The sequence below is a fragment of the Minwuia sp. genome (assembly GCF_048263705.1).
Lineage (GTDB): Bacteria > Pseudomonadota > Alphaproteobacteria > Minwuiales > Minwuiaceae > Minwuia.
Map to the genome: position 1 here is coordinate 222,985 of NZ_JBLXDV010000002.1, position 18,920 is coordinate 241,904.

At 64.7% G+C, this 18,920-nt stretch carries 15 protein-coding genes; 10 read left to right on the forward strand and 5 right to left on the reverse strand.

The features are described from left to right. Positions 1-78 precede the first annotated feature (78 nt). The 3 genes from ACN0X7_RS03470 to ACN0X7_RS03480 all read right to left on the reverse strand — a co-directional run bounded on the left by ACN0X7_RS03470 (position 79) and on the right by ACN0X7_RS03480 (position 5,405). The gene (locus ACN0X7_RS03470; protein ID WP_417514143.1) at positions 79-3,930 is read right to left on the reverse strand and encodes a calcium-binding protein; all 3,852 of its coding nucleotides are present in this window, start codon (positions 3,928-3,930) and stop codon (positions 79-81) included. Between the two features lie 141 nt (positions 3,931-4,071). Then, positions 4,072-4,611: a carboxymuconolactone decarboxylase family protein gene (locus ACN0X7_RS03475; protein ID WP_417514145.1), complete on the reverse strand. Its 540-nt coding sequence runs from the start codon at positions 4,609-4,611 to the stop codon at positions 4,072-4,074. Between the two features lie 2 nt (positions 4,612-4,613). Beyond that, the gene (locus ACN0X7_RS03480) at positions 4,614-5,405 is read right to left on the reverse strand and encodes an enoyl-CoA hydratase/isomerase family protein (protein WP_417514147.1); all 792 of its coding nucleotides are present in this window, start codon (positions 5,403-5,405) and stop codon (positions 4,614-4,616) included. A 66-nt stretch (positions 5,406-5,471) separates the two neighbouring features. On the opposite strand from ACN0X7_RS03480, the gene ACN0X7_RS03485 reads away from it, so the two are divergent. From ACN0X7_RS03485 to metZ, 9 genes are all read left to right on the forward strand, one after another. Further along, positions 5,472-6,260: a methyltransferase domain-containing protein gene (locus tag ACN0X7_RS03485; protein WP_417514149.1), complete on the forward strand. Its 789-nt coding sequence runs from the start codon at positions 5,472-5,474 to the stop codon at positions 6,258-6,260. Between the two features lie 58 nt (positions 6,261-6,318). Beyond that, positions 6,319-6,666, forward strand: a complete 348-nt coding sequence (locus tag ACN0X7_RS03490) for a PilZ domain-containing protein (protein ID WP_417514151.1) — start codon at positions 6,319-6,321, stop codon at positions 6,664-6,666. 436 nt (positions 6,667-7,102) lie between these two features. Further along, on the forward strand, positions 7,103-8,512 hold the full coding sequence (gene cysG / locus ACN0X7_RS03495; protein WP_417514153.1) for a siroheme synthase CysG: 1,410 nt from the start codon (positions 7,103-7,105) through the stop codon (positions 8,510-8,512). A 12-nt stretch (positions 8,513-8,524) separates the two neighbouring features. Beyond that, complete coding sequence (locus ACN0X7_RS03500) at positions 8,525-8,806, forward strand: DUF2849 domain-containing protein (protein ID WP_417514155.1); 282 nt, start codon at positions 8,525-8,527, stop codon at positions 8,804-8,806. A gap of 128 nt (positions 8,807-8,934) precedes the next feature. Further along, the gene (locus ACN0X7_RS03505) at positions 8,935-10,590 is read left to right on the forward strand and encodes a nitrite/sulfite reductase (RefSeq protein WP_417514157.1); all 1,656 of its coding nucleotides are present in this window, start codon (positions 8,935-8,937) and stop codon (positions 10,588-10,590) included. Then, a complete protein-coding gene (locus tag ACN0X7_RS03510; protein ID WP_417514159.1) occupies positions 10,577-11,083 on the forward strand; it encodes a DUF934 domain-containing protein in 507 nt (168 codons plus the stop codon). Before ACN0X7_RS03505 ends, ACN0X7_RS03510 begins: the two co-directional genes overlap by 14 nt. Before the next feature lie 137 nt (positions 11,084-11,220). Then, positions 11,221-11,943 (forward strand): phosphoadenylyl-sulfate reductase, encoded by a 723-nt coding sequence (locus tag ACN0X7_RS03515; protein WP_417514161.1) that lies wholly within the window; start codon positions 11,221-11,223, stop codon positions 11,941-11,943. A 156-nt stretch (positions 11,944-12,099) separates the two neighbouring features. After that, a complete protein-coding gene (locus ACN0X7_RS03520) occupies positions 12,100-12,522 on the forward strand; it encodes a rhodanese-like domain-containing protein (protein ID WP_417514163.1) in 423 nt (140 codons plus the stop codon). Continuing rightward, a complete protein-coding gene (metZ, locus tag ACN0X7_RS03525; RefSeq protein WP_417514165.1) occupies positions 12,519-13,721 on the forward strand; it encodes an O-succinylhomoserine sulfhydrylase in 1,203 nt (400 codons plus the stop codon). The genes ACN0X7_RS03520 and metZ overlap by 4 nt, the downstream gene beginning before the upstream one ends. A gap of 102 nt (positions 13,722-13,823) precedes the next feature. Here the strand turns inward: metZ and ACN0X7_RS03530 are convergent, their stop codons facing one another. Next, a complete protein-coding gene (locus ACN0X7_RS03530) occupies positions 13,824-14,171 on the reverse strand; it encodes a GIY-YIG nuclease family protein (protein ID WP_417514167.1) in 348 nt (115 codons plus the stop codon). A gap of 254 nt (positions 14,172-14,425) precedes the next feature. On the opposite strand from ACN0X7_RS03530, the gene parE reads away from it, so the two are divergent. Then, entirely contained in the window at positions 14,426-16,390 is a 1,965-nt protein-coding gene (parE, locus tag ACN0X7_RS03535; protein ID WP_417514169.1) for a DNA topoisomerase IV subunit B, read from the forward strand. 63 nt (positions 16,391-16,453) lie between these two features. Here the strand turns inward: parE and ACN0X7_RS03540 are convergent, their stop codons facing one another. After that, positions 16,454-18,892, reverse strand: coding sequence for a DUF4962 domain-containing protein (locus ACN0X7_RS03540; RefSeq protein WP_417514171.1), 2,439 nt, complete (start codon positions 18,890-18,892; stop codon positions 16,454-16,456). Between the last annotated feature and the right edge of the window lie 28 nt (positions 18,893-18,920).

The window sequence follows — 18,920 nt, forward strand, 5'->3', positions numbered from 1 at the left end:
CCGCCTCCCCGCGGCATGATTGATGGTTTGCAATCATGCGCGCAGCCGAGGTCCGGGATCAATCGGGCAATGGCCGCGTCAGACAAAGATCAGTTCGCCGCCGTCACCGCCGGTGACATTGTAGGCATCCGCGCGGCTGTCATAGGTCAGCACCGCCCCGGGATCGCCGAGGCCATCCATCAGGTTGATTTCCGTCACCACGCTGGGGTCGAAGGTGATCGAACCGCCGCCGTCGGGGAAGGCCGCCGTCCAGGTTCCGTCCTCATTGTCCTGGAACGTGACCTCGTCCAGGCTCAGACCATCGCGATCCGACGTATCGAACAGGTCCAGGCTGTTGCCGCGACCGCTGTCGATGATCGTATCGTCGTTGCCGGGCCCGTCCGCGACGTCGAAGACATAGGTGTCACTGCCGCCGCCGCCCTTCAGGATATCGTCGCCCTGGCCACCGATCAGCGTGTCATTGCCGTTGCCGGCATCCAGCGTGTCGTCGCCGTCGCCGCCGTCCAGGCTGTCACCGACGTTCTTCGTGACCAGGAAGTCGTCGCCGATGCCGCCGAACAGGGTGTTCTGTCCCTCGCTGCCTTCCAGCGTGTCGTTGCCCGCGCCGCCTTCGATCAGGTCGGATGCATTGCCGCCCTCAATCTGGTCATTGCCGGCACCGCCGAACAGTTCGTTCAGGCCCTCGCTGCCATCGATCTCGTCGTCGCCGGCACCGCCGAAGATGCTGTCGGCACTGTTGCCGCCATCGATCTTGTCGTCGTCGTCACCACCGTAGATCGTATTCTGGCCTTCGCCGCCCTTCAGATGGTCCTTGCCCGCACCACCGACCAGCAGGTCATCGCCGTTGCTGCCGTCCAGCTTGTCGTCGCCGTCGCCGCCGAACAGGGAATCGTTGCCGTTGCTGGCCTTGATGTCGTCCTTGCCGCCCAGGCCCACCAGGATGTCGTCGCCGTTGGTGCCCTTCAGCTTGTCCTTGCCGTCGTCACCGGTGATGGCATTGCGGTCGTTCTCGATATCCGAGAAGTCCGGTTCGCCGCCGGTCAGGTGGTCGTCAACGTCGATGGAGCTGCCGGAGCCATCCGAACCATCGGATGCCCTGGACCCATTGGACGCGTCAGAACCTTTCGAGCCGCCAGAGCCCCTGGAGCCGCCCGAGCCCCCGGAACCGCCCGAGCCCGTATCGTCATCGCCCGGAAAGGTCACGTCGCCGTCGATGATCAGCGCGTCTTCACGCAGGTCGTCCAACTTGACGCCGGAAAGCAGCAGGCTGCTTTCGCCGGCAGTGATCAGCAGGCCGCTGCGGGTCTCCGCCAGGGTCAGATCGCCGCCCGTCAGCCCCGAGCCGGTGAAATCGATGCGATCACCATTGCTGAACCCGGTGATGACATCCGTTCCGAAGTCGGCGTCATTGATGCTGATCGTGTCCTGACCGTTCCCGGTTTCGATCGTGTCGCTACCCGTGCCACCTTCGAACAGTTCCGAGGCATTGCCGCCTTTCAGGACATCGTCGCCCGCCCCGCCGAAAAGCTGGTTCGCGCCTTCCTTGCCTTCGATGGTGTCGTTGCCGTCGCCACCGGTGATCGTGTCCACCGCATTGCCGCCGGTGATCTTGTCGTCACCGGCACCGCCGTCGAGGCTGTTCGCGCCTTCCTTGCCTTCGATGGTGTCGTCGCCGTCGCCGCCGGTGATCGTGTCCGCCGCATTGCCGCCGGTGATCTTGTCGTCGCCCGCACCGCCATCGAGGCTGTTCTGACCTTCCTTGCCTTCGATCACGTCGTCGCCTTCGCCACCGATGATGGTGTCTTCGCGGTTGCCGCCCTTCAGCGTGTCGTCACCGTCACCACCCTCGATCCGGTTCACGCCTTCGCGACCGTCGATGTCATCGTTGCCGGTCCCGCCGAAGATCTGGTCCTCGCTGTTGCCGCCCTTGATCTTGTCATCGTCGGCACCGCCGAAGATGGTGTTGGCACCTTCGCCGCCGTCGATGTCGTCCTTGCCCGCACCGCCGACCAGCAGGTCTTCACCGTTGCCGCCCTTCAGCTTGTCGTCATCATCGCCGCCGAACAGTGAATCGTTGCCGTTGCTGCCGTCCAGATCGTCCTTGCCGCCGCGTCCGACCAGGATGTCGTCGCCGTTGGTGCCTTTCAGCTTGTCCTTGCCATCGTCACCGACGACGGCCTTGTCGCTGTTCTCGATGTCCGAGAAGTCGGGCTCGCCCGTGTCGCCGCCATCGCCGGGGATTTCCTCACCGGCAAAGAAGAACAGCGCGGCCGGGGCCAGGTTGGTCACGCCCAGCAGGGTGACGGAATTGCTGCCCGCCGTGATCACGGTGTTCGTACCGTCATCGGTGATTTCCAGATCGTCGCGCAGGAAACTGGTGGAGGAGAAGTCGAGCAGGTCGCCTTCCGAGAAATCCGTGATGACCTCGTGACCGAAATCGTCACCGTTCAGGTAGAACCAGTCATCGCCCGCACCGCCGGTCATCGTGTCGTTGCCGGTGCCGCCGATGATCAGGTCCATGCCGTCACCGCCTTCGATCACGTCATTGCCGGCGCCCGCATGCAGGTTGTCGTCGCCGTCGCCGCCGAAGATCGTGTCGGCGTTGCCGCCGCCCAGAACGGTGTCGTCGCCCGAGCCGGCATCGATCAGGTCGAACCCGACGCCGCCATTGATCGAGTCGTTGTCATCGCCACCGAACAGTTCGTCGTTGCCCGTGCCGCCGCCGACGAAATCGGCACCGGCACCGCCGCGCACCGTGTCATCGTTGGAGCCGCCAGCCAGGCTGTCGTCGCCGTCACCGCCTTCGACCAGGTCATTGCCCGATCCGCCGAAGACACGATCCACACCGGCACCGCCGAACAGGCTGTCCGCGCCGCCTTCGCCATGGATCGTGTCGTCACCTTCGTCGCCGGTGACGATATCGTCACCGACACCAGCCTGAACCCGGTCGCTGCCGGATCCGCCGGTGATGCTGTCGGCACCGCTGCCGCCGCGCAGATCGTCATTGTCCGCGCCACCGTCCAGGCTGTCGTCGCCGGAGCTGCCTTCCAGCCGGTCGGCACCCGCGTCACCCAGCAGGGTATCGTTGCCCGCATCGCCGGTCAGCGAATCGTTGCCGTCGCCGCCTTCCACGTGATCGTCGTCTTCACCGCCGCGGGCCGTGTCGTTTCCGGCACCGCCGAAAACGACGTCGTTCGAGAGACCGCCGCGCAGGATGTCGTTGCCTGCGCCGCCGGTCAGGCTGTCGGCATCGGCGAAACCGAACAGCGTGTCATCGTCGTCACCGCCGTCCAGCGTGTCTTCGCCTTCGTCGCCGCGCACCGTATCGGAGCCCGCGCCGCCGAAGATCAGATCGTTGCCCTGTTCGCCGCGCAGCAGATCATTGCCGGCCTCACCCAGGATCGTGTCCAGCCCTTCTCCGCCCCGCAGGTCGTCGTCGCCGTCGCCGCCTTCGATCAGGTCGTCGCCCAGCTTGCCGATCAGCTTGTCGGCACCGGCACCGCCCTGGATGACATCGTCACCGTCTTCGCCCAGCAGGATGTCATCGCCCTCGTCCCCGATCAGCGTGTCATCACCCGCACCGCCGCGACCGAAGTCGTTGCCCGCACCGAACGCGAAGCTTTCGGAAGCATCGCCGCCGAACAGCTTGTCCCGCGCGTCACCGCCCACGAAACGCCTCGGCGCGTCGTCGTCCAGCCCACCCGTCGGGGTTCCGGATTCCTCTTTCTCGCCGGCCTCTTCTTCCGGTTCGACCTTCCGCACACGGTTGTCGAGCCGCAGGGGGTCGTTGCGATCGCCCCGAACCGACCGTGCGAAAAGCGCGTCCTCGGCAGGCGCGTCGGCCGGCGCGGCGAAAAGCGTGTCCGCCCCCGTCAGCGTCTCGTTCGACAGCTCTTCGATCTGTTCGTCATTCTCGGGTTTCGTCGCCATCTGACCTGCACCAGTTCCGTACGTTCGTACCAAATTCGATCGACACCTGTGCCACCATGATACATTCAGGGGCGCGTACGATGCCTATACCAGTGATATGGGCAAGATGCGGGCCTGATACATCTGCGCGACGGTCACAGATTAGCGCTCCAGCGTTAATGTTGTGTCGCCGCCGTCCTCAATCTCGACATCGAACGTGTTCAGCAGGCGCGACACCATCATGTAGAACCCGATGGCCATGGTCAGTTCCACCAGCCCCTGATGGCTCAGCTTCGCTTCCAGCGGCTTGAACGTGGCGTCCGAGGCACGGACGTTGCGGACGACATCGTCGGTATAGCGGAGCACGAGCTTTTCGTCCTCGCTGAACAGATCATTGTTTGCACCGTCTGCAATGGCGGCGATCTTGTCGTCCGTACCGCCGACCGCGCGGGCCAGCGCCTCGTGCTGATGAATCTCGTAGGGCGCTTCCGACAGATGGCCCACCCGCAGGATCGCCAGTTCCAGCAGCCACTTGTCCACATCCGACTTGCGCAGCAGCGCATCCGAGAAACTCACGAACTTCCGGAACTCGGGCTCTGCATGCGCCAGCATCCGCATCACATTCATCGGCGGCAGCTTCGCCAGAAGGCTGGCGATCTCCTCGGGTGCGTCTGCGGGGTCGACATAGGGGATACGGGCCAAGTTCACTCTCCGGTAAAGACGGGGCGTCGCTTCTCACGGAAGGCGTTCACCGCCTCCTGATGATCTTTCGACAGGTTGGACATCAGTTCGTAGGATATGGAGGCATCCATGATGGCATGCGCCATCTGCTTCAGCCCGATGTTGACCGAAACCTTGGTCCAGCGGATCGCCTTGGACGCGCCGTTCGCCAGCCGCTCGGCCATCTTCGCGGTCTCCGCATCCAGCGCCGCCGCGCTGACCGCATGGTTGACCAGCCCCATGGCAGCCGCATCGGCCGCGGTCATCAGCTTGCCGGTCATCAGATATTCCTTGGCCCGCGCATAGCCGATCAGCTGCGGCCAGATGATCGCGCCGCCGTCGCCGGCCACCAGACCGACCGACACATGCGGGTCTCCGATGCGCGCGTCCTCGTGGGCGATGATGATGTCACAGAACAGCGCGATGGTGGCGCCCAGTCCGACCGCATCGCCGTTCAGGCGGCAAATGATCGGCTTTTCAAGGTCCAGCAGCCCGAAGACGATCTGTTTGGCTTCGGTCGCCGTCCGCTCGAAGCTGGCAGGCTGATCGATCCCTTCCTGCATCCAGTCGATATCGCCGCCCGCGCAGAAAGCCCTGCCCGCGCCGGTCAGCACGATGACCTCGGCCTCGTCGTCCTGCAGGTCGGTGAACAGCCGCGCCAGTTCGGCGTGCAGTTGCCGGTTCACCGCGTTCATCACATCCGGCCGGTTGAGCGTGACGGTCAGGACCTTGTCCGACCTTTCAAACGCGATGCACTGGTAATTTTCCTGATACATAATCCCCTCCCCTGTGTGGACAATTATCCGCGGGGGGTCAGCCTGCGTCAAACAAGGGGACACGCCATGTCATCGAACCCGTGGAATCCGGAACAATATCTGAAGGGCACGATGGGCGACCTGCGCACCCGCCCGGTGTTCGACCTGCTGGCCCGTGTGCCGGTGGATACGGCAACGTCCGTCTACGACCTGGGCTGCGGACCAGGCAATTCGACCGCACCGCTGAAGGCCCGCTGGCCCGGCGCCACGGTCACCGGCATCGACAACAATCCAGCGATGCTTGAGAAGGCCCGCGACAGCTTCGCCGGCATCACCTTCCGGGAAGCCGATATCGGCACCTGGGAACCCGACGATCCGGCCGACGTGATCTTCGCCAACGCTGCGCTGCACTGGGTACCCGATCATGCCCGCCTGCTCGCTCGCCTGCTCGGCTTCCTGCGTCCCGGCGGCTGCCTTGCAATCCAGCAGCCGAACAATTTTGCCGCGCCTTCGCATGCGCTGATCGGCGAGATCGCGCGTGATCCCCGCTTCCGCGATCGGCTGAAGGGAAAGCTGCTGGGCGATTTCGTGCAGGATGTCCGCTTCTATCACGACCTGCTGCGCCCGATCGCGGATGCGGTGGATATCTGGGAGACCGAATACGCCCAGCCGCTGAACGGCGCGGACCCGGTACTGGAATGGGTGCGCGGCACGGCGTTGCTGCCGGTGGAAACGAACCTGGACCGCGACGACTTCAGCGCGTTCGTATCCGTCTATCGCGAGAAGCTGCGCACGGCATATCCCGTCGCGCCCGACGGGATCACCCTGTTCCCGTTCCGCCGCATGTTCATCATCGCCACCGGGACCGCGGCTTAACGCCTGTCTCATAAGATCGTTCGATAATCGGATCAGCGTGAGTGAAGCGAGGACCCCGATGAAAGAATTCAAGTCCCTGATCGAAACCGCCGTTCAGGACGGTCGCACCTGGCCGTTCGGACAGCGCCGCGCCGCCGAGCGCAGGCCGGCGGACATTTCCGTACGTGTCGAACGCCATCGCGGGCCGGTCGCCGACGATCATACCGTCAGGAACGTTTCCGACGGCGGCATGCTGATCACGCCACGGATCGACGGTTATGTCGGCGAGCACGTCTATCTGGATGGCGAACGGCTGCCCGCCCGACTGGAAGCCCGGATCACCTATCAGCATGAAGATGCGACGGGCATCGCCTTCGTCGCACGCGTCGATCGGCCCGACGTCGTTCAGGCCGTCGCTGCGTCCTGACGGGCGGCTGTGAGTCACCGCCGTGACGGTCATCGCGGCCGCTTTTATTATACACTCAAATACTGTGTAAAATTTAATTCCACCTCGGAGGTGAATATTTATATTGACCGGAGCGGGAAAATAACAAATTCTCCTCCATGTCAGATGCAGGTCGATATCCGAACGCGATAGAGACACACCAGCCGGAAGGCTGGCGGCATGGCACAGGGCCTGGTCCGAGCCCTCTCTCGGACCCGCGGAATTTGATTGGGCAGCTTGCGCCGCGTCAACAATTGCTAAAGCGCCACGGGGAAGTCTCCGTGGGCCCTTTGTTGAGGCACGGAGACTGCGCTATGTCAGCGAAAAGACACGCTCTACGTTCGTTCTGGAACCGGTTTCAGGCCTTTGTGCCGCGGTATTCCAACGCCTTCTTCCTGCTGGCCTGAGGAGAAGCGCCATGAACGCGTTCCCAATTTTCCTGAAACTTGCCGGTCAGCCCGTACTTGTCGCGGGCAGCGGCGATGCCGCGATCGCCAAGGCGCGCCTGCTGCTGGCCGCTGACGCACAGGTCACCATCGTCGCCGAAGATCCGGCGAGTGACATCCTCGAATGGTCCGCGTCGGGCCGCATCGATCTGAGGCATCGTCAATTTCACACTTCAGATTTGGATGATGTGAAATTGATCGTCGTTGCGATGGAAGACGCGTCCGGAGACCGCCAGATTGCCGAAGCGGCACGCCGTGCAGGAGTCACAGTCAACGTGGTGGACCGCCCGGCGCTGTCCGATTTCACCATGCCCGCCATCGTCGAGCGCGGCCCCATCACGGTCGCGATCTCGTCCGGCGGTGCCGCGCCCGTGCTGTCGCGCCAGGTGCGCGGCCTGATCGAAACGGCACTGCCGAAGAACCTGGGCGCGCTGGCCGGGTTCATCGACCGCTTCCGGGGCGCGGTGAAGGCCACCCTGCCGACCGCGACCCAGCGCCGGAAGTTCTGGGACCGGTTCCTGTCCAGTCCGGTCGCGCGCAAGGTCCTGTCCGGCGACGAGACCGACGCCCGGCAGGACATGCTGGCTTTCATCAACCGTTCGGCGGCGGGCGAGGTCACGGGCCGCGTCGCCATCGTCGGTGCCGGTCCGGGCGATCCGGAACTGCTGACCCGCAAGGCACATCGCCTGCTGCAGGAAGCGGACGTGATCGTCCATGACCGGCTGATCTCCGACGAGATCCTGAACCTGTCCCGCCGCGACGCGCGCCGGATCTATGTCGGCAAGGCCCGCGCCGCCCATTTCCGCTCCCAGGACGAGACCAACGCCATCCTGGCCGCCGAGGCACGGGCCGGACATCTGGTCGTGCGCCTGAAGGGCGGCGATCCGTTCGTCTTCGGACGCGGCGGCGAGGAAGCCGAATATCTGGCCGATCGCGGCATCGAGGTCGAGATCGTGCCCGGCATCACGGCCGCCGTGGGCTGTGCCGCGGCGTCCGGGTTCCCGCTGACCCATCGCGATCACGCCAGCGCGGTCACCTTCCTTTCCGGTCAGGGCAAGGATGGCGAGGCCGATCTGGACTGGCGGTTGCTCGCCAGCGCCCGGCACACGCTGGCGATCTACATGGGCATCGACACCGCGCGGCAGAGCCGGACGCACCTGATCGCCCACGGCCGCAGCCCGGCCACGCCCGTCGCGATCATCGAGAACGGCACGCTGCCCGATCAGCGCACCGTCCACGGGCGCCTGGACGACCTGCCCGACCTGCTGGCGCGCGAACGGATCGCGTCGCCCGCGCTCATCATCATCGGCGAGGTCACGCAAAGCGGCCTCGCCCGCCTGTCCGCCGATGCGGCTGCCGCGCCGCTGGCCCACGTTCTGTGAGGAGTTGAACCCATGAGCCTGCACATCATCACCGCGAACCGGCTGAACGATGGCCTTGCGATCTTCCTGGGCGACCAGGGCTGGTCGCTGGACATCGCTGACGCGACCGTCGCCGAGGACAAGGAATCCGTCGCGCAGTTGCTGGAACGCGCCGAGACCCAGCCGGCCATCGCGGTCGGCCCCTATGAGATCGCCGTCGAACGCACCGAAACCGGCCTGCGTCCCACGAAATACCGCGAACGCCTGCGCGTGACGGGGCCGAGCGTCGATTACCTGAAACCGCAGGCGGCGTGAGAAACACAGACTGTCACCCCGGTCCTGTGCCGGGGTCCGGCGCGGCACCGCCGCTCCACTGATGATTCTGACCGGATCCCGGGACAAGCCCGGGATGACGCAACAGAGAAAAGAAGGGCTGAAACGCCATGTACCAGTACGACACCATCGACCGCGACCTGGTGGATACCCGCGTCGCCGAGTTCCGCGATCAGGTCGCCCGGCGCGTGTCCGGCGACCTGTCGGAGGAGGAATTCCGCCCGCTGCGCCTGATGAACGGTCTGTACCTGCAGTTGCACGCCTACATGCTGCGCGTCGCCATCCCCTATGGCGTGCTGTCTTCGGTGCAGATGCGCAAGCTGGCCCGGATCGCGCGCGTCTATGACCGGGGCTACGCGCATTTCACCACGCGCCAGAACATCCAGTACAACTGGCCGAAACTGGAGGAGACGCCCGATCTGCTGGCCGAACTGGCCGAGGTCGAGATGCACGCCATCCAGACGTCCGGCAACTGCATCCGCAACACGACCGCAGACCAGTTCGCCGGTGCGGTCGCCGATGAGGTCGACGATCCCCGCATCTGGTCGGAGATCATCCGGCAATGGTCGACCTTTCATCCGGAATTCACCTTCCTGCCGCGCAAGTTCAAGATCGCGGTGACGGGCACCGCGAAGGACCGTGCGGCGATCAAGGTGCATGACATCGGCATCGTGATTGTCCGCAACGATGCCGGAGAAACGGGCTTCCAGATGTGGGCCGGGGGCGGCCAGGGCCGCACGCCGATGATCGCGAAGCTGATCCGCGACTTCCTGCCCGAACGCGACCTGCTGAGCTATCTGGAGGCGATGCTGCGGGTCTATAACCGCCACGGCCGCCGCGATAACAAGTACAAGGCGCGCATCAAGATCCTGGTCCATGAGATCGGTGCGGATGAGTATGCCCGGCAGGTCGAAGAGGAATGGGAGAGCATCCGGGACGGCGTGCTGTCCCTCCCCGAGGAGGAGATCGCCCGCATCCGCGCGCACTTCGCCGAGCCTGCTTTCGAGCGTCTGGACGGCCCGTCGGGCAGCTTCGCGGCGAAACAGCTTGAGGACCGCGCCTTCGCGCGCTGGGTGAAATCCAACGTCAAGCCGCACAAGCAGGCGGGCTATGCCATCGCCAACATCTCGCTGAAGCCGGTCGGCGGCATTCCCGGCGACGCCACGGCCGAGCAGATGGACGCCGTGGCCGATCTGGCCGAGCGCTATTCCTTCGGCGAACTGCGTGTCGCGCACGAGCAGAATCTGGTGCTGCCGCACGTCCGGCAGGGGGACCTCTACGACCTCTGGCTGGCGCTGGGCAACGTCGAACTGGACACCCCGAACATCGGCCTGCTGGGCGACATCATCGCCTGCCCGGGACTGGATTATTGCAGCCTGGCCAACGCGCGTTCGATCCCGTTGTCGCAGCAGATTTCCGAGCGGTTCGCCGATCTGGACCGGTTGCACGACATCGGCGAAGCGACCCTGAACATTTCCGGCTGCATCAATGCCTGCGGGCACCACCACGTCGCCAACATCGGCATCCTGGGCGTCGACAAGAAGGGTGAGGAATTCTACCAGATCACCCTGGGCGGGCGCGCCGACGAGGATGCGTCCATCGGAAAGATCGTCGGCCCGGCCTTCACCGCCGACGCCGCCGTCGATGCCATCGAAACCATCATCGAAACCTATGTCGCCAACCGCCGCACGGGCGAACGCTTCATCGACGCGTTCGACCGTCTCGGCATCAATCCCTTCAAGGAGGCCCTCTATGGCACTGCTTAAGAACGGCAAACTGTTGCAAGACCGCTGGGAGACCGCGGAAACCGTCGAAGAGGCGCTGAAGCCCGGTGCGAAGTTCGTCTCGCTGGACCTCTGGCTGGCTGAGCGCGGGCTGCTGCGCGGACTGGGTGCGATCGGCGTGATCCTGCCGAACGACGCCGATCCGGGGGTACTGGTCGACGATCTGGACCGCATCGCCGCGATCTCGCTCAGCTTCCCCGCCTTCACCGACGGGCGCGCCTTCAGTCAGGCGCGTATCCTGCGGGACCGCTACGGGTTTGGCGGTGAATTGCGCGCCAACGGCCCCGTCATCGCCGATCAGTACAGCTTCCTGCTGCGCTGCGGCTTCGACGCGGTGGTGGTTTCGGCGGACATCCATCTGGAGACCTGGCTGGGTGCCGCGCAACGCTTCCGGTCGGTCTATCAGCCTGCCGCCGACGACCGCGTGCCCGCCTATCGCCTGCGTCACGCCGCACCGGTTGCCCTGGCCAGTTGATTCCCTCGGGTCACCCCCGCCTTGCGCGGGGGTCCGGTGCAGCGTTGCTGCACGTTCAACAGTTCACCGGATGCCCGGACAAGCCGGGCATGACCCTCTGAGTCCGTCATAGACTCCACATTTATTGAGAACCCGCCATGTCCTTTCACGCCCCCTTCGCCGATACCGAACGCCTGATCCGCTCTGCCAATCAGGCGCACGAGATGAACATGATGTTCGGTCACCTGGGCGGGCGCGACCTGATCGCCGTAGCCTGCCGCAGCTTCGGCGACCGGCTGACGCTGGTGTCCTCGTTCGGCGCGGAAGCGGCGGTGCTGCTGTCGCTGGCGGCGGAGGTGGATCGCAACATCGCCGTGACCTTCATCGACACGGGCCGCCTGTTCGGTGAGACCCTGCGCTATCGCGAGACCCTGATCGAGCGGCTGGGCCTGACCAGCGTGACCTCTGTGCGCCCGGACCCGGTGCAGGTGAAACAGGTCGACGGCGACATGCTGCAGTTCCGGCGCGACCCGGGCCTGTGCTGCTACATCCGCAAGGTCGAACCGCTGCAGCGGGCGCTGCGCCCCTACGATGCCTGGCTGACCGGACGGAAGCGCTATCAGGGCGGCGCACGCGGACACATGCCGACGATCGAGGCGGCGGATGGCCGCCTGAAGTTCAATCCCCTTGCGGACTGGACCAGAGACGACATAGAAGCCCATTTCAAGAGGCACGACCTGCCGCACCATCCGCTGGAAGCCGACGGATTCCTGTCCATCGGCTGCATGCCGTGTACCGATCGGGTCGCCCCGGGCGAGGATCCGCGGGCGGGCCGCTGGCGCGATCAGGACAAGACCGAATGCGGCATACATACGATCTGAAGGACGTGACCGTGAGACACGGGCCTGTTTCGGGACCTGATCCCGGAACCCGGCGCAGCGTTGGGGCCAGGCTGGGCACCGGGATCAAGTCCCGGTGCGCGGATGTATTTTGAGATGGCGGACTGTGCTTGATCCGCATACTTGAGGGAAAGAGTCATGAGTGAGGGATATGCGGGCGATGTTCCGCCATGGAACGCGCATGATGCGCTGACCGGAGACAGGAATGCCGTTCTGATCGACGTGCGGACCGTGCCGGAATGGCAGTTCGTGGGCATTCCCGACCTGTCGGGCATGGCGAAGGACACGCTGTTCATCGAGTGGCAGCATTATCCCGAGATGAAGATCAACGAGAGCTTCGTCGAGGATGTGCGTGCCAAGGGAATCTCCGAAGACCAGCCGATCTATCTGCTGTGCCGGTCGGGCGTCCGGTCGAAGGCTGCTGCGAAGGCGTTGACGGCGGCAGGATACCGGTTCTGCTACAACGTCTCGGAAGGGTTCGAAGGCGACAAGGACGACACGGGCCGCCGGGGCAACCTGGGCGGCTGGCGCTACCACGACCTGCCGTGGAAACAGCAATGACGCACCTGCTGGATGACATATCGAACTGGTCGCCCGAAACGCGGCTGGTGCGCGGCGGACTGGACCGTTCGGCGCAGGGCGAGACCTCCGAGGCGCTGTTCCTGAACTCGGGCTTCGTCTACGAGACCGCCGCCGATGCCGAAGCCCGCTTCAAGGGCGAGCAGGACGGCTTCATCTATTCCCGCTATGGCAATCCGACAGTTGCGATGTTCGAGGAACGGCTGCGTCTACTGGAAGGGGCCGAGGCCTGCTTCGCCACCGCGTCGGGCATGGCCGCGGTCTTTGCATCGCTGATGTCGCAACTGAAGTCGGGCGACCGGCTGGTCGCATCGCGCGCCCTGTTCGGAAGCTGCCATCACATCATCACGCAGATCCTGCCGCGCTTCGGTGTCGAGACCGTACTGGTCGATGGCGGTGATCTGGATCAGTGGGCGGAGGCGTTGAGCCCCTGCGCGGACGTGGTCTTTCTGGAAACCCCCGCCAATCCGACGCTGGAACTGATCGACCTGCGGGCCGTATCCGATCTGGCGCACAAGGCGGGCGCGACGGTGGTCGTGGACAATGTCTTCGCCACGCCCATGCTGCAGAAACCGCTGGAACTGGGTGCCGATGTCGTCGTCTATTCCGCGACCAAGCACATCGACGGTCAGGGACGCTGCCTCGGCGGGGCGGTGCTTTCGTCGCAGGCATTCATCGACGAGAAGCTGATGCCCTTCATGCGCCACACCGGCCCGTCTCTCAGCCCGTTCAACGCATGGGTGCTGGTGAAGGGACTGGAAACCCTCTCCCTGCGCGTCGAGAAGATGTGCGCCAACGCGCTGGCACTGGCACGGCATCTGGAAACCCTGCCCGGCATCGCGCGGGTCAGCTATCCCGGACTGGAGAGCTTTCCGCAGGCCGCGCTTGTGCGGGAACAGATGTCCGGGATCGGCGGCACCCTGATCGCCTTCGAGATCGCGGGCGGTAAGGAGGCCGCGTTCCGCTGCATGGACCGGCTGAAGATCGTCGACATCTCCAACAATCTCGGCGATTCCAAAAGCCTGATCACCCACCCGCAGACCACGACGCACCGCGCCATCTCGGATCAGGAGCGCGCCGCGATCGGAGTCACGGCCGGTCTGGTGCGCCTGTCGGTCGGGCTGGAAGGCATCGATGACCTGAAAGCCGACTTCACGCAGGCGCTGGCAGGCTGCGGCTGAGGAAACGCCGTGTTGCGCGGGGGGTCAGGCGGGCAACCATCCGTCAGACCGGATGCCCGGCATGACCCTTCAGGATTCGGCGCAACCGCTTTCGCAAACGGGTCACCCCCGCCTCGCGCGGGGGTCCGGTATCAGCGGACAGTCGGAGATCGAGGCACCGCCGAGTGCATAGGAAAGATCGCGCCACTGTGGATTGACTGCCTCGATCGCCTTCATTTTTTCGATCCAGGTCCAGCGCTTGATGCGCTTCTCACGCCTGATGGCTTGTTCCGGGTCGGCGTGGGTTTCGAACCAGACAAGGTGCTTGAGCCCGTATCTCGCCGTGAATCCGCCGCCGCCATGCCCGCATCGATGCTGCTCGCAGCGCCGAGCCAGATCGCTTGTCAATCCGACATAAAACGTGCCGTTGCGATGATCGGTCATCAGATAAACGTGGAACTGCCTTTCCATTCGTCGATTCTGAGTCAGACCGGATGCCCGGGCAAGCCGGGCATGACCCTTCAGGATTCGGCGCGACCGCCTGCGCAAACGGGTCACCCCCGCCTCGCGCGGGGGTCCGGGATCGGCGGATCATTGCCAACTCCCGAGCCGGATTTGAGCACATGGCTCTTCCAACACGATATCCGCATATCTCGTGCTTCGCGTTTGTGCGGACCCCTGATATGGTGCGTCGTCCCAGTAAATGACGTGATTCGATGAACGATATGAGTGACCTATTTGCCGCCACGACCAAGGGCGGCGACAGCGACTATTCGGCCAAGGACATCAAGGTTCTGGAGGGGCTGGAGCCCGTCCGCCAGCGCCCCGGCATGTATATCGGCGGCACCGACGAGCGGGCGCTGCATCATCTGGTCGCCGAGGTACTGGACAATTCCATGGACGAGGCCGTCGCCGGTCACGCCAGCCGCATCGAAATCACGCTGCAGGCCGACGGCGTCTGCGTCATCGACGACAACGGGCGCGGCATCCCGGTCGATCCCCATCCGAAGTTCAGGGACAAGTCCGCGCTGGAAGTGATTCTCACAACGCTGCACGCGGGCGGCAAGTTCGAGGAAGGCGCCTACGCCACCGCGGGCGGGCTGCACGGCGTCGGCATCTCGGTGGTCAACGCGCTGACCGACGAACTGACTGTCGAGGTCGCGCGCGACCGACGGCTGTGGCGGCAGAGCTTCTGCAAGGGCATTCCGCTGGGCAGCCTTGAGGATCTGGGCCCCGTCCAGAACCGGCGCGGGACGCGCGTGCGGTTTCACCCGGATCCGGAAATCTTCGGCGAGAAGCTGATCCTGAAGCCCGCACGCATCTACAAGCTGGCCCGCTCGAAGGCCTACCTCTATCCGGGCGTCGAGATCCGCTGGAAGACCGACCCGGCCCTGATCACCGACGACACGCCACCCGAGGCCGTGCTGCATTTTCCGGGCGGTCTGGCGGATTACCTGACCGATTCGCTGGGCGCGCAGGCCACCGTCTCGCCGACGCCCTTCGCCGGACGCGTCGACCTGGCCGACGGCAGGGGCCGCGCCGAATGGGCCGTGCAGTGGCTGGAATGGGGCGACGGCTGGACCACGTCCTACTGCAACACCATCCCGACGCCGCAGGGCGGCAGCCACGAGAACGGATTCCGCTCGGCGGTGTCGCGCGGGCTGAAGGCCTATGGCGAACTGACCAACAACAAGAAGGCCGCGCAGATCACGGCGGACGACGCGCTGGGCGGCGCGACCGGCCTGTTGTCGGTCTTCATCAAGGATCCGCAGTTCCAGGGGCAGACCAAGGAGAAACTGGCCAGTCCCGAAGCCACGCGCCTGGTCGAGAATGTGGTCAAGGATCACATCGACCACTGGCTGTCGGGCAATCCGAAGGTCGCCGAGCGCCTGCTTGAGAAAGCCATCGACCGGGCCGAGGAACGCGCGCGGCGGCGCAAGGAAAAGGAAGTCAGCCGCAAGACGGCGACCCGCAAGCTGCGCCTGCCCGGCAAGCTGGCCGACTGCACCGCCAGCCAGCGCGAAACTACCGAACTGTTCATCGTCGAGGGCGACTCGGCGGGCGGCTCCGCCAAATCGGCCCGCAAGCGCGAGACCCAGGCCATCCTGCCCCTGCGCGGCAAGATCCTGAACGTCATGAGCGCAGGTGCCGAGAAGCTCGCCCAGAATCAGGAACTGGCGGATCTGACGCTGGCGCTCGGCTGCGGCATGGGACGGTCGTTCGTGCTGGACGACCTGCGCTACGGCAAGGTCATCATCATGACCGACGCCGACGTGGACGGCGCACACATCGCGGCGCTGCTGATGACCTTCTTCTTCCGCGAGATGCCGGGGCTGGTCGACGACGGACGGCTTTATCTCGCCTGTCCGCCGCTCTACCGCCTGTCACAGGGCGGAAGGACCCATTACGCCATCGATGACGCGCACCGCGAGAAGCTGATCGCCACCGAATTCAAGGGCAAGAGCAAGGTCGAGGTCAGCCGCTTCAAGGGTCTCGGCGAGATGCCGCCGGCCCAGCTGCGCGACACCACCATGGACCCGAAACAGCGCCGCCTGCTGCGCGTGGACCTGCCCGCCGAAGACCGCGCCGACGCCGCCGGCCTGATCGAGCGTCTGATGGGCAAGAAGCCGGAAAAACGCCTGGAATTCATCCAGGACAACGCCCGCTTCGTCGAGGACGTAGATATCTAGGGCGATTCTCCGCTCTGTCGTTGACGCCTTCTTCTGCGCCAAGGCAGTTTCCATGCAGCAGCGCTACCGCGCCGCCAGATCGGGTACGGGCTTCGCCGGGATCGGGCATTGCGCGTTCTCGACCGAGGGGCCGACGCGCCTTGCCACCGCGCCGTCGCCGTTGATCTGGACCTGATGGGTGCCGATGCGGACGGAGAAACCGCCGTTGGGCAGCGCTTCGGGCGCGCCGATCTCGGCACCGGTGCAGTCGAGGTCCACCGCGACCAGAAACTCGGCTGATTCCGATTTCGCCTTCGACGCCAGCGTCATGTGCCACTGGTTCGTCCAGTCGGGCACAAAGAAGGGATCCGGGTCTTCCGGAAAGCTGTTGATCTGCGACGTCGTGAAGTCCGGCGCGGACAGCACGCGGAAGCAGGCCTTGCCGTTGCCCCTGGCGATCTTCATCCGGCCCGGCCCCTGTTCCTCGATCTGCTCCCAGGCGTGCAGATTCCACTCCCATTTGCGGGCCTCGTCGGACGCCAGATCGTCGTAGATCAGCGCCAGGTCGGGCCGGACATAGGTGATAGTGCGCTTCGCCTTCGACAGGGCACCCTGATACGCCTTGGTCGCATCGCCCGAGGTCATGTCGTAGTCGCCGCAGCGCGCGAAGTTCGTGATCTTGCCCTGCGCCGAGCGGTCCTGATGCGGCTGCCCCTGACCGCCGTCAAAGGTGATGGCGTTGTGCGCCCTGGTCTGCATGGTCCAGGCGATGTGATGCTTGGACTTCCAGGTGTCGTAATAGCCGCTGTCGACCGCCAGCGATTCCTGCCGGCCGTTGATGATGAAGCTGTTCTGGTCGGCGTGGCTGTGGCTGAAACTGCCATAGGGACTGGATTTGAACAGGATGGAATAGCGTTCGGGGTCGTCCAGTTCGGAATGCATCACGACCCAGCCGATGGACGGAAAGATGGCGGTGTCGGGCAGTGCGACGTGATCGGCCTGATCGAAGGGGCGCTTCGGTTCCTCGTACAGGGGTCCGTACAGATGCAGGTAGAATTCGGGCCGCTGCGGGTCCCACTGGCTGGCGAACCGTCGGCTGATCGGCGTGTCGATCCGCTGGCGGTACATCATGGCGACCAGCGCCCAGACATCGGGGAAATCGTTCTCCCCGCCATCGCCGAAGGAGGAGTTCGGCGTCCCCGGCGGCACCAGATAGCTGAAGAAGATGCCGGCCTGCTGCGGCCAGCCCATCTGTGTCGGATCGACGTCGATCGCATTCTTGATGACGTCCCAGTAGTGCATGTTGTTGACGGCGTCCCAGATGCCGTAGTTCACGCCGTTGCCGAAGCCCCCATCCTCGCCGCCCCAGGGATTGTTGACGGCCAGATAGATCGGGTAGGTGCGGAAGAACCAGTTGCGCGCGCGCGGGGTGTCACGGGCCATCAGGGTTGCGATGGCGGTCACGGCACCCGCCTGCCGGAAACCGTGGCTGTTGTAGGGTTTCAGTTCCAGCGCACGCCTTGGATTGACGACATACTGATCGAAGGCGGCCTGCGTGCGGTATTCGATCATCCGCTTCAGTTCGGTCTTCGTGTCGTCGTCCATGTGCTTGTGGGTCAGGTCATAGACCAGCGCCAGCGCCAGCGCGATGCGCAGGTTGGACAGGTCCGACGACCGCACACCGGTCGAATGGTCCGGATCCCACGAAGCCAGCACCAGCGCCCGCCGCCAGGCTTCCTGCATCATCGCCTCGTCGCGGGTGAGGTGATAGCTGTAGATCGTCGTGCCGAGCTGGACCGTCGCCCTGTTCACCACCTGGGCGATGAACTTGGCCACGCGAATCCGCTCGTAATAATCCTCGACCTCGAAGGTTGCGGTCGGCGGCTCGGGATCCAGTTCCCCGGCGATGAACTTCTCGGTCACCGTCTTCACGACGCCGCGGAAGATCGGCTTCCGCTCTCCCTGCCGCAACTCGCGACGCAGGGTATTGAAGCCTTCCTTGCCGGGAAAGCTGCGCGGATGGCGCTTGTTGAAGGCACGCTCCCAGGCTTCCTGAACGGACGGCGCGACAAAGATGTGTGCCTTTTCGTTGATCGAGAAGCTGCGCCACTCGCCCCATGCGTCGGCGCCGGTGCGGTCGTGCCAGCGCCGGGCACGCCAGCGATAGGGCGCGACGTCCAGCGGTGCGTCCAGCAGCAGGTGGTTGTATTCGGTGATGCGGCGGATCTTCTCGCCCTTGCCGTCGGTCCGCTCGATCTCGACTTCGTAGTTGATCGCCTCCCCCTCGTACCGCCAGCGGAAGACCGGCGGGTTCTGGACCACCAGCGCCTCGTTGAACGGATAGAGCGGCATTTCCAGCTCGCTCTGGACCGACATCCAGTCCGTCACCTCCTGCCGGTCGGGCAGGGTCTCGATATAGTAGAGCCAGGGGTCTGCGCGTTCCTTTCCGGCGTCTTGGGCATATGCAGCCTGATACAGGCCAACTGCGCAAATCAGGAAAGTCAGAACGGATAAGCGTCTCATCTTGGGAACTCCAGCGCGGGTACCGGTC

What these genes read in the sequence shown, in the direction of transcription:
- ACN0X7_RS03500 (WP_417514155.1), top strand. Translation starts at nt 8,525, where the DNA reads ATGAGCCTGCACATCATCACCGCGAACCGGCTGAACGATGGCCTTGCG.
- ACN0X7_RS03485 (WP_417514149.1), top strand. Translation starts at nt 5,472, where the DNA reads ATGTCATCGAACCCGTGGAATCCGGAACAATATCTGAAGGGCACGATG.
- ACN0X7_RS03505 (WP_417514157.1), top strand. Translation starts at nt 8,935, where the DNA reads ATGTACCAGTACGACACCATCGACCGCGACCTGGTGGATACCCGCGTC.
- ACN0X7_RS03470 (WP_417514143.1), bottom strand. Translation starts at nt 3,930, where the DNA reads ATGGCGACGAAACCCGAGAATGACGAACAGATCGAAGAGCTGTCGAAC.
- ACN0X7_RS03540 (WP_417514171.1), bottom strand. Translation starts at nt 18,892, where the DNA reads ATGAGACGCTTATCCGTTCTGACTTTCCTGATTTGCGCAGTTGGCCTG.
- parE (WP_417514169.1), top strand. Translation starts at nt 14,426, where the DNA reads ATGAGTGACCTATTTGCCGCCACGACCAAGGGCGGCGACAGCGACTAT.
- cysG (WP_417514153.1), top strand. Translation starts at nt 7,103, where the DNA reads ATGAACGCGTTCCCAATTTTCCTGAAACTTGCCGGTCAGCCCGTACTT.
- ACN0X7_RS03510 (WP_417514159.1), top strand. Translation starts at nt 10,577, where the DNA reads ATGGCACTGCTTAAGAACGGCAAACTGTTGCAAGACCGCTGGGAGACC.
- metZ (WP_417514165.1), top strand. Translation starts at nt 12,519, where the DNA reads ATGACGCACCTGCTGGATGACATATCGAACTGGTCGCCCGAAACGCGG.
- ACN0X7_RS03520 (WP_417514163.1), top strand. Translation starts at nt 12,100, where the DNA reads ATGAGTGAGGGATATGCGGGCGATGTTCCGCCATGGAACGCGCATGAT.
- ACN0X7_RS03515 (WP_417514161.1), top strand. Translation starts at nt 11,221, where the DNA reads ATGTCCTTTCACGCCCCCTTCGCCGATACCGAACGCCTGATCCGCTCT.
- ACN0X7_RS03480 (WP_417514147.1), bottom strand. Translation starts at nt 5,405, where the DNA reads ATGTATCAGGAAAATTACCAGTGCATCGCGTTTGAAAGGTCGGACAAG.
- ACN0X7_RS03490 (WP_417514151.1), top strand. Translation starts at nt 6,319, where the DNA reads ATGAAAGAATTCAAGTCCCTGATCGAAACCGCCGTTCAGGACGGTCGC.
- ACN0X7_RS03530 (WP_417514167.1), bottom strand. Translation starts at nt 14,171, where the DNA reads ATGGAAAGGCAGTTCCACGTTTATCTGATGACCGATCATCGCAACGGC.